Origin of the sequence: uncultured Aquimarina sp. (genome assembly GCF_947492405.1) — a bacterium.
GTDB lineage: Bacteria > Bacteroidota > Bacteroidia > Flavobacteriales > Flavobacteriaceae > Aquimarina.
This window is the reverse complement of the sequence record NZ_CANLMP010000003.1, coordinates 689687-703684: the sequence shown is the minus strand read 5'-3', so window position 1 is coordinate 703684 and position 13998 is coordinate 689687. Positions and strand designations below refer to the sequence as shown.

The window sequence follows — 13998 nt, the reverse complement described above, 5'->3', positions numbered from 1 at the left end:
GAAAACAAATCTTACTCTTCTGTAGGATAAAGCGAACTACATATTTTGAATGTTAGCTAATGCCAGTTTTCAAAATAAAGTTTCGTTAAAAACTAATAAAGCGCGACCTCTTAAATCGCGCTTTAAAACTAACAAAAAAACAACAATGAACTATTGTGTTATACTTCCTGTGAGAACGGAAGCAACCTTAAGTTCACATTATCTTGAACAATAATTATTTCCTTTTTCATTTTTAGATAAGCTACTGTTAGTTATTGTCTTGTTACCTGAATAGCATTTGATAAACTGAAACAACCGTTTAAGTCATTTGCATTCATATCCATAGCTAATCCTTGTAACCCATCTTCATATCGTAAGTACCAGATAAAACATACACCAACTCCAGCTGCATTAAAATCAACTCCTTCTACATCTGCCAATGTTGCTGGTAGACCTAAAATTTTTCCTTGATCATCTGTAACAATCCAAGTACTATTTGGTCCAGCGGCATTCGAACTATCCAGCATTATTCCACTTACCATATCAGCTGTTCCATCTACTGTGAATGTAAAAGGTCCTCCGGATAATACTCCAGGGCTTGTATTACAGTTTCTAGTAACAGTGATTGCATTAGAAAGATCAAAATCCCCAGTTACATTATTAGCATTCATACCCATTTCCAAACCAGTAACCGTACCATTATACCGTGCGTACCAGATTAAGCAAACACCTGGACCTGCAGCGTCAAAATTCACGCCTTCTACATCCATTAATGTTGGTGGTAATCCTAGAATATTTCCTTGATCATCTGTGATAATCCAAGTACCATTATCACCAAACGCATTAGTATCATCCAAGGTAATTCCTGAAACCGTATCTGCTGTTCCATCTACATCAAACTCAAAAGGTCCTCCTGAAATACTACCAGCATTTACAACCTGATTACGAACAACTGTTATTGGGTTAGAAAGATCAAAATCACCGGTAACATCATTGGCATTCATACCCATTTCTAATCCTGTTACAGATCCGTTATATCGTGCATACCAAATCAGACAAGTACCTGCACCTGCATCATCAAAGTTAACTCCTTCTACTGCCATTAATGTTGGTGGTAATCCTAAAATATTTCCTTGATCATCAGTGACAATCCAAGTACTATTATCTCCAAATGCATTGGTATCATCTAATGTAATTCCAGATACCATATCAGCATCACCATCTACGTCAAATTCATAAGGTCCACCAGAGATAGTTCCTGCATTTACAACTTGATTACGCACTACAGTAATTGCATTAGAAAGATCAAAATCACCCGTAACATCATTAGCATTCATTCCCATTTCTAAACCTGTAATAGTTCCTTCGTAACGGGCATACCAAATTAGGCAAGTTCCAGCTCCTGCATCATCAAAGTTAACTCCTTCTACTGCCATCAATGTTGGTGGAAGTCCTAAAATATTTCCTAAGTCATCTGTTACGATCCAGGTGCTACCTGAACCAAATGCGTTAGTGTCATCTAATGTAATTCCAGATACCATATCAGCTTCTCCATCTACATCAAACTCAAAAGGTCCTCCAACTATAATTCCGGCATTAGCTACTTGATTTCTTACCACTGTAATAGAATTGGAAAGATCAAAATCACCAGTTACATCATTGGCATTCATTCCCATTTCTAAACCTGTAATAGTCCCATTATATCTAGAATACCAGATTAAACAAGTCCCAGCTCCTGCTTCATCAAAGTTTACTCCTTCTACTGCTGCTATGGTAGGTGGTAATCCAAGAATATTTCCTTGATCATCGGTTACGATCCAAGTACCACTTGTACCAAACGCATTGGTATCATCTAACGTAATTCCTGATACCATATCTGCTTCTCCATCTACATCAAATTCGAATGGACCACCAGAAATTTCACCAGCGTTAGCGACACGTATTGTGTCGTCATCGTCACTACAGGAAACTGCGATTAATCCTATCGCCAGCATTCCTATTATTAATTTTTTAAACATTGCCTTTTGTTTTATGATTATTATTACTGTAAAAATAATTTCATAAAACTTTTTAAAATGTTAGCTAGCTAACACTAAGCAACATTTTTTAAACGAATCTCCTTTCTATTAAAATCAATTTGTTTAGATTCCTTTAGTTCATTGAGAATGATATTTAGAGTAGGACGAGATGTGCCTATAAGATTAGCTATATCTCTTTGTGTATACGGATGATGTATCACAGTATCTCCTGTATTAGGACAACAATACCCGAAATCTTCTTTGAGTTCATCAAAGAATTCTAATAGTCTAGTTTTAGTATCTTTAAATAAAAGTAACTGCAATCTTCTTTCAAGACGTTTAAAGCGTAAGCCAATAAATTTATATACTTTAAGACTAAAAGTTTGATTATCACGCATAAGATCATGCATGGTTTGCACTCCAATTGGGCAAATGGAAGTAGTATTATCTACTGATTGGGCAAATTCAGTTCTTCTATCTTCACCCAGGATTGCTTTTTCCCCAAAAAGCTCACCGCGAGTTAAGATAGCCTTTACAACTTCTTTTCCATCTTCAGAATAATATCCTATTTTCACTTTTCCTTTTTCAATAAGATATACTTTATTAGCTGAGTCTTCTTCAAAATAAATGTAATCGCTTTTTTTGTAAGCGTCAAAATCGTGACTCTTTTTGTACTTTTTAAATTTATGAGGACATAATACCTTAAAGAGATTGGCATCCTCAAAAAACCAGATTGCACTCATGATGTTTGTGTTTTTATGAAGTTAGTTAGATATTAAATTAATGATATCATTGAGACTGTCGTAATTCAGGTACAATCCTTACAAAAAAAATGAGCAATATTTAGTATGGATAATAGAATACAACGTCTATGTATTATTAATAACAGTTTTTGGAAAGAAAACCAGATCTATACATACAAAAAACTCCCAAAAGTTACCTTTTGGGAGTTTTCATAAATATACTTATAATTTACGCTAAAATTCGCTTTCGAATATCAGACAAACTTTCATCAATGATCAATTTTCCATCTTTAAAAACCGTCTTAAACAATCCTTGAGTTTCTTCCTCTATTGTACATTGATCTTTTAAGATAATTTCTCCATTTGATTTATATAATTGCATTAATCCTTTTGCTGATTTTTTAGTTCCGTCATCCGTTATTGGATCTTTAAAAATCTCTCTTCCTTCTCCATTTACCTCAACATAAGTCGCCTTCATAGCAAACCCAAAAGTATCTCTGGTTTTATATTGATATGTAAAACTACCTATTCCTAAAACCACATTAGTTGATGCAAAACCTTTTTCTTTAAGTCGTTCACAAATTTGAGTTGCTCTATCTATCGTTATACTATCACCATAGATAGCTCCAATTTTAGGATCTAATACTTTGTACCCTTGTTTATTAATGGTTCCTCCAAATTCATCCCAAAGCAATTCGATAACACCTTTTGCTACTACAGGGTTTTCATGGTTACAACCACAGATAATATCTACAGGATCACCAGAATCTGGTCTAATAACTAATTTCCCATCACGATCTAAAATTTCATTCTTTAATTTAGGAAGATACTCTGTCAACACTTTCCATAAATCCCAGGTATCTGACACCACAGATAAAATTCCTGTAGGATATGTTTCCAGCAACCTTCTAAAAGTTCCAATCTCATCATCTTTACTACCAGCACACATTACACTATGCTCGGTAGCATTGACACTACCAATTACTAATTCTTTAGTAACATCTGCATTATAATACATTTCATACGCTTTTGCTACCGGTAATGTGTCACTTCCTGAAAAGGAAAGTGCGTGTCCCATACCACTTAGAATAGCTGATTCTGTACCAGACATTCCTCTCATCGAGAAATCATGACCTTGCCAAGTAATAAACTCTAGATTTTCTTTATCCGTCTCTGAAGCATAGTTACTAAGGATCTTTTGATATTGTTTCGCTATGGTTGCCGAAGTACAGGGTTGCCAAATGATGCTAGAAAGTAAAGTTTCTAAATAATTTGTCAGCCAAAAGAATTCTGGTTTTGTATTTACCAATGTAAACATCGGTACTCTAATCGGTACTTCTGTACCTTCTGGCAATGCCTTTATCTGGATCGGTAAATAACCTAACTCATGCAATTCTGAAATATGCTGAATATCATAATCTACGCCTAAATAATGATCTACATATTTTTTATATTCTGAAACAACTTGTTCTTTAGGCAAATTAAAAAAGTCTTCATTGAATCTTTTAATTAAGTATTCTTTGATAAAATACTGTAATCCGAAGAAAACGACCTTGTCGATTCCTTCTATCCTACTTTTTCTTGGAGTCCAATTAGAATACACTAAGGTAGTTCCATCTGGGTATTGCTCTTTATGACCTAGTTTATAACCGTCTGTTAATAGTAGTGGATTCATATATTTATTATTTTGCGTTAATTATACGCAAATATAGTTTTTATTTTGAAACTGAGAAAGTTTTAAAAGAATTTTCTTTTTTTTTAGCACAAAAGTCACTTAAAAACATATTAGTTTTCGTACTTACGATTCATATATTCCTTAAATACTTTCTGAAAGCTATCAATATCTACTTTAGCATTTTTAACTTCTGAACCATCCTTATATTCTATATAATGCATGTTTGCTCCTTTTTCAAAAAAACGTATACCTTTTATTATTTTTCCACTATTTCCTGTGAGGATATACCCTCTAAAAACTTCGGGATCTTCTGGACGTTGTTCATCTTCCTTTTGCATTTCAATAATGAAAGCATCAATAAACTCGTTAAAAAAAGATTGCATATCCTTATTGGCAAAAATTTCTGGTTTCTCAAAATACATTTTCTGTATATCTATAAAATCTAACCTAGCCGAATTTTCCTTAAAACCCGAGGTTCCATAGCCATAGGTTTGATTATTTTGATCGTATATAAATATGGTGCTATTAGCAGGTAAATTATCAGTATTTCCTTTTAAAAAATATTTAGCACCAATTTCCTCTTCATTTATGTAATAAAAAGCTTTCCATCCTTGCGATTCCTTTGCCAATCGAACCTCGAGTTTTTCTCCTGCTAATGCCAATGTTGGTGAGCTTATAATAACATCATCTCCTCTCTTAATTACAGAAGTTCTTTGGTAATAATGCATGGCAAATACATCAATATGCAATTCTGTAAATTTTTGGTTCACTATTTTCTTAGAAAATATTCCTGAAGATATTTCTCCATACTCATATCCATCTACAATTTTACCGTTCTTGTAAACGGATTTAATATTCAATTTTGGCTTATACTTATTCTTGACATACTCATTATATTCTTCTTCATTCATTGCTTTTCCTTCTTCCTCCTGAAATCCATCTATTTCAGAAGATTCTGCACCCAAAGCCATTTGATAGACATCCAAAGAATATTGAAATCTAGCTTCTCCATTCTCATAATAATCTACTCTAGGAAACTCATCCTTCCCTTTTGAGAAATATCCGTTATATGGTTTACCATCTTTATAAAAGCCTTTATATACTTTTTGAGGTTTTTCAACAATAACAAAGGAATCATACTCAATAAAGTCGTCCATATCTTGAGAATTTACAGCATTAGATAAAAAAATAAAGCATCCTAAAAGAAACATAGCTTTAACGCTACTTTTAGTAGTATACCATGATAAAAATTTGACAACAATCATTTATAGAATTTTAGAAGATAAAAATCGATACTATTTTTTACAAAAAACACCCTGTTTCCAGTTAAAATAACAGGTGTTAATTTCGGCCTTTTTCATCAGTATACAAAGAAGTTAATGGATCACTTTGCCAAAATTCTTTGCTATCAATATCTAATATGGTAAGTTTTCCTGTAAAAGCTGCTCCAGTATCAATATTCCACAAGTTATATGCTTTTATAGGCTCACTAATTTTATAATCAGTAGTAGGTGTATGTCCAATATAAATTTCTTTATAATGGTTGAATCGTTTTGGAGAAGTAAGTATTTCTTCTAATGTTTTTTCTTCTACCTTATCTGCAAGTAATGCCGCTTCCCATAATGTTCTATCCCAGTAGTAATTTGACTCATACTCTTCTCTACCAACACCATGCATTGAAGTAAACCCAGCATGGATAAAAAGTCTGTTTTCTATATCTATATAGTAATTCTGTAACTCTTTAAAAAATCGTTTATGCGAATTATTGGCTAACAAACCTGATTGGATATAACTATTTATTGTTTCTTGTCCTCCATGCGCTAACCAAACTGGATTTGTAGCTCCTTTATCTAACCATAAACCACACCATAAATCATGATTCCCTCTAATAAACACACATTTATTGGATATGGAAAGGTCTATTAATTTCTGAATGGTTTCTGCAGATTCACTCCATCCATCGACATAATCTCCTAAAAAAATTAGTTCATCTTTCGGAGTTACTTTAGCTCTTTCTAGTACCTGTAATAACGCTTTGTATCCACCGTGTATATCTCCAATTACTAGTGTTCTCATATTCATTAAATGATTTTAGAACTTAATTTCTCAATACGATCACTTAACCAATCATATTCAGGCAATTTCTTTAATTTCTCTGTAAAAAGAAGAGGTATTTTATCTATCCCTAGATAAGTTCCGCAAATTTGCCCGGTAATAGAACAGTTGGTATCTGTATCGCCTTCGCTCTCTATGATCTCATCAAAAATAAAACTGATATGCCTGTTTTTTATTTTACTAGCAGCAAAAATGGAGAAAGGAATCGAATTTACTACATAACCATCATTCCCAAACTTTTTAGCTACTTCTTGTATGGATACACTATCCTCCAAGGCATATAATTCCAAAATTCTTTCACGAACATTTGAATTGGGAAGCTGATCTGCTACTAATTTAAGTAGACTCATATTATTTAACCAATTTCCATTTAGAATTATTTTAATTGAAGTGATAACTGCTAATGCACCAATATATGCTTCTGAATTATGATGTGTGATGGAGCAAATTTCTTCTATTCTATTTCTAGATATAGTATCAAAAAAAGCCAAAGGTGCAATCCGCATTGCACCTCCATTTCCTGCAGCATACTCGCCCCTTCTTCCTGTTTGACTCCAATCTACACCTATTTGAAGTTCCTGAAAAGCTTTTAAGGTAGAAGCACCAATTCCTCGAATCATTCTTTTCGAAAAATAATGAACGAAATACTTAGATAACACTTCTGGTTTTAATTCCAAATCTTCTAATAATGCTTCACAAGTAATTATTGTTAATTGCGTATCATCTGTAATTCTCCATTCCGGTAATTTAAATTTTGGTTTCCCAAATGGATAGAAAGTTTTATCATCCAATGGATTTAATGAAATATTTTCGAATCCACTTCCCATAGCATCTCCAATTGAACCCAAATACATAGAACCGAGAAATCTTTCTTTTTTTGTAATCATACTTTAATCTAAACAATACATTATATCCGTTCTTAACACATATTTGGTTCCTGATAAGATAGGTTTTCCTTCATGACGTAATGGATGATGGAACACCAAAGCATCCCCTAATTTAGGTGTGATTGTGATTCCGTTCTCAAAAAAAGTCTCTCCTCCTTCAAAGTCTTCATTGAGATATATTAAAAATGAAAAGAAACTACATTCTTTTTCATTTCTTTTATAGCTACCATCTCTATGCATTTTAAAACGTTGTCCTTCTTCATATTTATAAATCCGAAACATTTCATTTAGGTCTTTAGCTTTATAAATTCCAAAATCCAATAGTACATAAGACTTAATTTTATTCCAAATTTTATCTGCTAGTACTTGATCCTTAAACATTATTCGTTGATTGTTTCGAATCCCTTTGACTTTAACTTGTCTACCATCAATAGAAACTTTAGCTTCTTCAAAAGAAACTTGTTCTCCTTTCTCTATGAAATGATCGCATATTTCTTTTGAAAGAAATTTTTCTATTAAAAATATTTCAGGATGTAGTACTTGTTTGGTCATTATTTTTACTTTTTAAACTCGATATACTCTGGAGCAACAGTATCCGTTAACCATACTCCATTATCCGATTGGTAAAACTCTATACCATTACGATACATATCGCCTGATCGAACAGTAAGTATAATCGGCACTCCTCTTCTGGAACCTACCTTCATTGCTGTTTCTAATTCTTCACTAAGATGCACGTGATGTCGGCTCATTTTTAGCAACCCTTTTCTACGTATCTCTTCTCTAAACTTACCTACCGTTCCGTGATATAAAAATTCTGGTGGTTTCACAGCTGTATAATCCAAATCAACTTTTATAGAATGCCCTTGGTTCGCTCTAATCTTCGTTTCATCTTCATTGAATGCAAAACGTTTTTTGTCATTGGTAGCAACTACTTCTTTTAGGGTTTCTATAGTTAATTGATTGCGATATCTATTTGCTTTGCTTATTAATTCTCCTACATCTGCCCAACCGTTTTCATCTAGTTCTAATCCAATCTTTCCTGGATTATGCCTTAGAATAAGGCTTAAAAATTTACTTATTTGTTTCGTATTTGTTTTCATTTTGTATTTCTTCTATATCAATCTGCTCCCTTTGACAAGGCATGTCCTGAGCTTGTCGAAGGGTTCAGCATGACATTTCAACTCCATTACAGAGTTCTATTTATTATTCCTTTTAGTTCTTCATAATCCGAAAGCACTATAAATAAATCATGCTCATATTCTGGTATGATATTTAGTTTTAATGAATCGACGATTACATTCCAGAAATCTCCAATTAAAAATATTTTAGGTCTATTGACTTTTGACTCTTTTCTTATAATATCTAATGTCAAAAACACTTCTGATAACGTTCCAATACCGCCTTTTTGAATAATAAAAAGTTCCGTTTTATCAATTAGTATTTCAAGTCTTTGATACAGCGTTTCTGTTACAATAGTTTCCGTTAGAAAATCATTTCCTTTTGCTGAGCCAACTTGTTTACAAGTAATTCCCAAAGCCTTTCCTCCAGCATCGGTAATTCCTTTAGAAACAGCTTCCATCATTCCTCCGTATCCTCCATTTTTAACCACATATCCCTTTTCAGCCAATAAAGCACCTATTTTTATGGTTTCTCTATATTCTTTACTTTCTCGATTCTTACCAGAACCTCCAAATAATGCTGCATATTTTATCTCTTTCATATTCTTAATAATTTATCGTACCGGTTATAATTCTCTTTATCAAAACAAACAAAGATTACTTCTTCTATTTGCTCTTGCTGAAAACTCTTAACCGTTTCAATGGCAATCTTAGCAGCCAGTTCTTTTGGAAACTTATAAATCCCCGTACTTATGTTAGGAAAAGCAATGGTTTTAATGTCATTCTCTACCGCCAATTTTAAAGAGTTTATATAACAATTCGCTAATAGCATTTCTTTATCTTTTCCTCCTTGATTCCAAACTGGTCCAACGGTGTGAATTACATATTTAGCAGAAAGATTTCCTGCAGTAGTAATTACCGCTTCTCCTGGATTACATTTTCCTTGTTTTGCTCTTATCTTTCTACAAGCTTCTAAAATTTCAGTACCTCCTTTTCGATGAATCGCACCATCCACTCCACCACCACCTAACAAGGATGTATTAGCTGCATTGACAATAGCGTCTGTTTTTATTGTAGTAATATCAGATTGGATTAGTTTTAGTTTCATTCTTTATTCTTTCTTTTTTAATCATATTCATATTCTGTATTCCGTGAAAGGTAATCTTGTTTAATTCGTTTTATGATTTCTTCTCTATTCTTCGCCCATTTAGGATATTCATTCCATTTAGCTTTACTATCAAAGTATATTACAATGCTAATTTTACTACCAAAACCTAACATCTCTCCATCTATCACAATTTCTTTCCATTCTCCATCTACTTTTTGAGCATAGGCTATTTCATCGCGTCCTTTCCTATAGGTTTTCCATCCTCGAATTCCTTCTTTGTACCTAGTCATTATTCTTTTTACTACAATAAAAACTGAAATTACAATTATTCCTATGACGTATAAATTCATTTTTGTGTTCTTAATTAAACTCAATCAAAATCATAGACATAAACATCCAAATTCTTTATCAACAAACTTTGTTCTATTAAAGGCTCTATTTCTGTCCATTTTCCTCCAGCTAATCCACAACCTATTCTAGGCATATGAATACTAGCATCTAATCGTTGAGCTTCTACAGCTATTTTTTCTAGACATGTTTTTACTGCTTCATATCTAATTGGCACCCCTTTACTTCCTGTTTTGATTCCTTGTTGTCCAATCATGTTTCCAACGTATTTGTCATTGGAAACCTGTATTACTTGAATTGCACCAAGCTCAAAATCATTCTTGGCTCGGTTTCTATGCTTTTTCTGGTTCTGGCCATCTTTTAGATATTGCTACGACAAAACCTTTTCCCCAACCACCAATATTATTACAGATATGGACGATCATCTTAGTTCCTTTAGCCTGCGGAACTGTAGCGTCTCCTTTTATATATGTTATTTGTTTCACCTTTATTTTTATCTACTTTACCTAATTCCTATTCTTCGTTTTGTATCATCAGAAACTTCGTATATCTTTTCATTAGGTACTAACCTTTTTGCTTCTTTATATTTTCCTTCTTTTAGTAATGATCGAATTTTCTTTGTTAATGGAGTTAAATCGATTATTTCTTGTATCCACTCCTCATTATATTCTTTTATTAAATCTCTACCAATTCCTACCTGTATGGATCGTATTTGCATCTTAGCTCCTTTTAAAGTTCTTTCTGGATCCCATTGAATATGAACTTTTGCATTTCGGAATTCCTTATCCCACAAAGCACCACTTTTATAAATTGCTTTATCTGGATCTGTTAATACTCCCATCGATAAAGCTTTTTCCCAATGGGTTCTCTTTATTTTTATTCCAAGAATATACTCTTGATTCGATTTTGTGCCCCAATTGCTTCGTTCCATTAACCACAAATAAGATGGTTTGATCCAAGTCATTCGATTAAAAGAAAAGGGTGATTCGAACTTATTGTTTTTGATAGCAGGCAACGCAATGGATTTTCCATACGCTTGATACACGGTAATTGTCTCTTTATTATAATCTGCTCGTATTTCCTGAATCATCTCTCAAATTCATTTTGAAAAGCTTTCAGATACTTATCACTTTTAGCATAAATTGCAAAAACCACTTTCTCGAATACTCCTCTATATTTCCCCTTTAATAACTCTGAAAATAGTCCCGCTATCATCTTAGGATCATTCTGAAATACTCCACATCCCCATGCTCCTAAAATCAAAGCGTTATGATTGTTGGTTATCGAAAGTGCTAATAACTTATCAATCCTTACTCTCATTACGTCTTCAATCTTGGATACCTTATCAGCCTCAAACCTTTTAACTACTCCTGCATTAACAGACGCTGCTGTAATTATCGAACTTACTATTGGAGTATCAAATAACTCTCCTTTATCGTTTCGTAAAACCGGAACTTTAGGACTATAAATCATTCCATCTGTATACATACAAGATTTCATTCCTCTATGCGTTTCATAAAATTCTATGGCAGCCAGTTGACATGGATATAATCCAGAAGATCTCGCAATACTTTCCTCCTGAGCTTGTGCTCCATTAAAAAAGCCTCCTCCAGGATTCTTCGCAGAAGCAAAATTTAAGCACATAGGATTCGAGAATCCTGAAGATGTAAGTCTTTGTATACTTTTAATCGTTGTTTCTTCTACAACTTCAAAAATTGTTTTGTGTATCGACTTTAATTGAAGAGCATATAAAATATCTTCCAGTTCACTAGAAGAATGATACATTGTTCCATTTACAGCCTCCTCTTGTATCTTACGGATATATATTTTTTCGTTTTTTTGATTAATATATAGTCCTTTATTTACAATGGCTAAAGTTTCCTTTGCTGTTGTTTTTCGTAATGTCTTTTGCATTTTCTTAATTTTTTAAAGATCCTATGGATCTAATTCATCCCTCACCTCCATCAGGGCAAAACCTAATAGATTTTGACCTCTCCATAAATTAGGGTTTTGAGCTTTTTCATTTGCTTGTCCCATTCCGATTCCCCATATTCTATCTCTTGGACTCGCCTCTACAATAATTCTTTTTTTAGTATTCAATAAAAACTCTTTCAACTCTTCATGCTGAGAAAATTTATGATAGTTTCCTTGTTTTACAATTTCGTACTTATGAGCATCCCATACCTTAGGATCAAAGTTTTTAACCTTTCTACCTAGTTGTTTTGCTTCCATTGGTTGATTACAATCAATAATCTCCTTCAAAATTTCAGTATCCTCAAACAATCTAGCCTTTTCAGCCATCATCCAATGTTCTGCGGTTTTATAAACAACTCCTTCTACTCTGAAAGATTGATTCCACCATTGGCTGAAGCAGCTTTTACCAATACTTCCATCTTTATTGGGCGTATGTCCCCAGAAGAACATATATTTCAAGCTCTTTCCTCTATTAAATTGTTCTTGTGTATTTTGTATTGTGTATTTCATCCTTTCTTTTTTTTCCTCTTCACAAATTTAATTTTACGTTTCGATCACTTCATTTTTTATGTTGAAATTTCAATAGGACGTTTCATGATTTTTTTGATAAATTCTTTAATTCAAACTCTCATTAAATCTTTCAATTAAATCTTCTATATCCTCAAACCGTGCCAATTGAAATTTCCAAGTTTCCGGAATATTATCATATCCAAAATACAATCCAGCTAATCCTCCGGTTATCGCTGCGGTAGTATCAGTATCTTCTCCTAAATTGATTGCTTTAAGTACAGCTTCTTCATAAGATTCTGAATTAAGTAAACACCAAAATGAGGCTTCTAAAGTTCTCAATACGTATCCAGTTCCTTTGATATTAAATCTATCTTGTTTCGAGATATCTTCTTCTAAAATTCTGGAAAACAAAGTAATTTCTTTTGGATTAAAATCGTTTTCAATAGCAAAATCTAATATTGGCTTTTTAATAGCTTCATAGGCTTCAAATTTATCTCTGCCAGTTAGAAGCAATAAGGTATATTCTACATAAATAAAACAAGAAAAAACAGATCTCAAATGCCCGTGTGTAATAGATGAAACTCTTTTAACAGTATCATATCTAACATTAATATCATCTTCATCCTTTAGAAAATATACCAATGGTAATATCCGCATCAGAGAACCATTCCCATTAGAATATTCATCCAATCCTCCACATAAATCCGGTGTCATTCCTCTTTTATATTGATAGATTGCATTTTTAGTTGTTATACCAATATCGAAAACAAAACCTCTTGGTGTCCAAAGGTTTTCATAAAACCAAGCTGCAAATTTTGAAGCTATATCATTTAAATCATACCCGTTACATAAACTATCCATCAGGCAAAAAGTTAGTGAGCTATCATCAGACCAAGTTCCTTCTGGTTGATTATGTGTACCATATCCAATCATATCTCGAGCTGGTCTTTTATCCATTTGATCTCTATCCAAGAACTCATAAGGTACTCCTAATGCATCACCAACAGCTACTCCAAATACTCCTCCTTTTATTTGTTCTAATAAACTTTTCATTTCACTCTCTCCTTTACTTCATTAATCAATTCTTCTAAACTACCAGCTTGTTGTACCTCATATCGCTCACAAACCACATCTACATTCCCTTTTCTCCAGAATCCATCAGGACAACAAACGATTAGTTTTCTGGTTCTGGCAAATAATCCTAGTTCTAATAATGTAATGGGTGACTTGGTATTTTTATCAAAGTACATTATGATCATATCAGACTTTTCTAAGGCTTCTAGTTCCCAGTTTACCTGTTCTTTAAAAACAGGATTGTCTATTGTTTGTTTCCAACTAGTATCCCAACTAGCTCTTCTTGGATTTAATAGTGTCAGACTTTCTTCTGATAGCTCCTTGATAACTTTATCTTGCCACTTTTCTGCGACACCTACTTCGATACTACCTGCTAGAAAAACACTTAGATTTTTATCTAGTTCTATTTTTGTTGGTGCTGTGATTAGTTTCATGATTATCTAGTG

Annotated in this window: 18 protein-coding genes; all 18 read right to left on the bottom strand. The window is 33.1% G+C overall.

Translation table 11 applies throughout. The annotated features are described in order from the left end of the window. Positions 1 to 251: 251 nt before the first annotated feature. The gene (locus Q0829_RS14655) at positions 252 to 1997 is read right to left on the bottom strand and encodes a hypothetical protein (protein ID WP_298544344.1); all 1746 of its coding nucleotides are present in this window, start codon (positions 1995 to 1997) and stop codon (positions 252 to 254) included. Positions 1998 to 2071: 74 nt separating this feature from the next. Continuing rightward, a complete protein-coding gene (locus Q0829_RS14650; RefSeq protein ID WP_298544342.1) occupies positions 2072 to 2740 on the bottom strand; it encodes a Crp/Fnr family transcriptional regulator in 669 nt (222 codons plus the stop codon). A gap of 229 nt (positions 2741 to 2969) precedes the next feature. Continuing rightward, entirely contained in the window at positions 2970 to 4415 is a 1446-nt protein-coding gene (locus Q0829_RS14645; protein WP_298544340.1) for a nicotinate phosphoribosyltransferase, read from the bottom strand. A gap of 110 nt (positions 4416 to 4525) precedes the next feature. Beyond that, positions 4526 to 5680: a hypothetical protein gene (locus Q0829_RS14640; RefSeq protein WP_298544338.1), complete on the bottom strand. Its 1155-nt coding sequence runs from the start codon at positions 5678 to 5680 to the stop codon at positions 4526 to 4528. A gap of 76 nt (positions 5681 to 5756) precedes the next feature. Further along, positions 5757 to 6491: a metallophosphoesterase family protein gene (locus Q0829_RS14635; RefSeq protein WP_298544337.1), complete on the bottom strand. Its 735-nt coding sequence runs from the start codon at positions 6489 to 6491 to the stop codon at positions 5757 to 5759. 5 nt (positions 6492 to 6496) lie between these two features. Further along, positions 6497 to 7417 (bottom strand): ADP-ribosylglycohydrolase family protein, encoded by a 921-nt coding sequence (locus Q0829_RS14630; RefSeq protein ID WP_298544333.1) that lies wholly within the window; start codon positions 7415 to 7417, stop codon positions 6497 to 6499. A 3-nt stretch (positions 7418 to 7420) separates the two neighbouring features. Then, positions 7421 to 7969, bottom strand: a complete 549-nt coding sequence (locus Q0829_RS14625) for a 2OG-Fe(II) oxygenase (protein ID WP_298544331.1) — start codon at positions 7967 to 7969, stop codon at positions 7421 to 7423. Between the two features lie 5 nt (positions 7970 to 7974). Then, complete coding sequence (locus Q0829_RS14620) at positions 7975 to 8520, bottom strand: RNA 2'-phosphotransferase (RefSeq protein WP_298544328.1); 546 nt, start codon at positions 8518 to 8520, stop codon at positions 7975 to 7977. A gap of 86 nt (positions 8521 to 8606) precedes the next feature. Next, positions 8607 to 9140, bottom strand: coding sequence for an LOG family protein (locus Q0829_RS14615; RefSeq protein ID WP_298544325.1), 534 nt, complete (start codon positions 9138 to 9140; stop codon positions 8607 to 8609). After that, on the bottom strand, positions 9137 to 9646 hold the full coding sequence (locus Q0829_RS14610) for an O-acetyl-ADP-ribose deacetylase (RefSeq protein ID WP_298544323.1): 510 nt from the start codon (positions 9644 to 9646) through the stop codon (positions 9137 to 9139). Before Q0829_RS14610 ends, Q0829_RS14615 begins: the two co-directional genes overlap by 4 nt. Before the next feature lie 17 nt (positions 9647 to 9663). Next, on the bottom strand, positions 9664 to 9996 hold the full coding sequence (locus Q0829_RS14605; protein WP_298544320.1) for a hypothetical protein: 333 nt from the start codon (positions 9994 to 9996) through the stop codon (positions 9664 to 9666). A gap of 20 nt (positions 9997 to 10016) precedes the next feature. Further along, on the bottom strand, positions 10017 to 10250 hold the full coding sequence (locus Q0829_RS27625) for a hypothetical protein (protein WP_366893328.1): 234 nt from the start codon (positions 10248 to 10250) through the stop codon (positions 10017 to 10019). A gap of 76 nt (positions 10251 to 10326) precedes the next feature. After that, on the bottom strand, positions 10327 to 10479 hold the full coding sequence (locus tag Q0829_RS27620) for a hypothetical protein (protein WP_366893326.1): 153 nt from the start codon (positions 10477 to 10479) through the stop codon (positions 10327 to 10329). A gap of 17 nt (positions 10480 to 10496) precedes the next feature. Then, the gene (locus Q0829_RS14595) at positions 10497 to 11084 is read right to left on the bottom strand and encodes a DUF4291 domain-containing protein (protein WP_298544317.1); all 588 of its coding nucleotides are present in this window, start codon (positions 11082 to 11084) and stop codon (positions 10497 to 10499) included. After that, positions 11081 to 11908: a TIGR02452 family protein gene (locus tag Q0829_RS14590; protein ID WP_298544315.1), complete on the bottom strand. Its 828-nt coding sequence runs from the start codon at positions 11906 to 11908 to the stop codon at positions 11081 to 11083. Before Q0829_RS14590 ends, Q0829_RS14595 begins: the two co-directional genes overlap by 4 nt. A 21-nt stretch (positions 11909 to 11929) precedes the next feature. Then, positions 11930 to 12478 carry an NADAR family protein gene (locus Q0829_RS14585; protein ID WP_298544312.1) on the bottom strand — a complete coding sequence of 183 codons (549 nt, stop codon included), beginning with the start codon at positions 12476 to 12478 and terminating at the stop codon, positions 11930 to 11932. Positions 12479 to 12583: 105 nt separating this feature from the next. Continuing rightward, positions 12584 to 13531 carry an ADP-ribosylglycohydrolase family protein gene (locus Q0829_RS14580; RefSeq protein WP_298544310.1) on the bottom strand — a complete coding sequence of 316 codons (948 nt, stop codon included), beginning with the start codon at positions 13529 to 13531 and terminating at the stop codon, positions 12584 to 12586. Beyond that, complete coding sequence (locus Q0829_RS14575) at positions 13528 to 13986, bottom strand: nucleoside 2-deoxyribosyltransferase domain-containing protein (protein ID WP_298544307.1); 459 nt, start codon at positions 13984 to 13986, stop codon at positions 13528 to 13530. Before Q0829_RS14575 ends, Q0829_RS14580 begins: the two co-directional genes overlap by 4 nt. Positions 13987 to 13998: the final 12 nt, after the last annotated feature.

Bases quoted from the DNA above. Each gene is read 5' to 3' on its own strand.
- Q0829_RS14575 (WP_298544307.1), bottom strand. From the start codon at position 13,986: ATGAAACTAATCACAGCACCAACAAAAATAGAACTAGATAAAAATCTA.
- Q0829_RS14595 (WP_298544317.1), bottom strand. From the start codon at position 11,084: ATGATTCAGGAAATACGAGCAGATTATAATAAAGAGACAATTACCGTG.
- Q0829_RS14630 (WP_298544333.1), bottom strand. From the start codon at position 7,417: ATGATTACAAAAAAAGAAAGATTTCTCGGTTCTATGTATTTGGGTTCA.
- Q0829_RS14605 (WP_298544320.1), bottom strand. From the start codon at position 9,996: ATGAATTTATACGTCATAGGAATAATTGTAATTTCAGTTTTTATTGTA.
- Q0829_RS14650 (WP_298544342.1), bottom strand. From the start codon at position 2,740: ATGAGTGCAATCTGGTTTTTTGAGGATGCCAATCTCTTTAAGGTATTA.
- Q0829_RS14585 (WP_298544312.1), bottom strand. From the start codon at position 12,478: ATGAAATACACAATACAAAATACACAAGAACAATTTAATAGAGGAAAG.
- Q0829_RS14655 (WP_298544344.1), bottom strand. From the start codon at position 1,997: ATGTTTAAAAAATTAATAATAGGAATGCTGGCGATAGGATTAATCGCA.
- Q0829_RS14580 (WP_298544310.1), bottom strand. From the start codon at position 13,531: ATGAAAAGTTTATTAGAACAAATAAAAGGAGGAGTATTTGGAGTAGCT.
- Q0829_RS14615 (WP_298544325.1), bottom strand. From the start codon at position 9,140: ATGAAAGAGATAAAATATGCAGCATTATTTGGAGGTTCTGGTAAGAAT.
- Q0829_RS27625 (WP_366893328.1), bottom strand. From the start codon at position 10,250: ATGATTGGACAACAAGGAATCAAAACAGGAAGTAAAGGGGTGCCAATT.
- Q0829_RS14645 (WP_298544340.1), bottom strand. From the start codon at position 4,415: ATGAATCCACTACTATTAACAGACGGTTATAAACTAGGTCATAAAGAG.
- Q0829_RS14620 (WP_298544328.1), bottom strand. From the start codon at position 8,520: ATGAAAACAAATACGAAACAAATAAGTAAATTTTTAAGCCTTATTCTA.
- Q0829_RS14635 (WP_298544337.1), bottom strand. From the start codon at position 6,491: ATGAGAACACTAGTAATTGGAGATATACACGGTGGATACAAAGCGTTA.
- Q0829_RS14590 (WP_298544315.1), bottom strand. From the start codon at position 11,908: ATGCAAAAGACATTACGAAAAACAACAGCAAAGGAAACTTTAGCCATT.
- Q0829_RS14640 (WP_298544338.1), bottom strand. From the start codon at position 5,680: ATGATTGTTGTCAAATTTTTATCATGGTATACTACTAAAAGTAGCGTT.
- Q0829_RS14625 (WP_298544331.1), bottom strand. From the start codon at position 7,969: ATGACCAAACAAGTACTACATCCTGAAATATTTTTAATAGAAAAATTT.
- Q0829_RS14610 (WP_298544323.1), bottom strand. From the start codon at position 9,646: ATGAAACTAAAACTAATCCAATCTGATATTACTACAATAAAAACAGAC.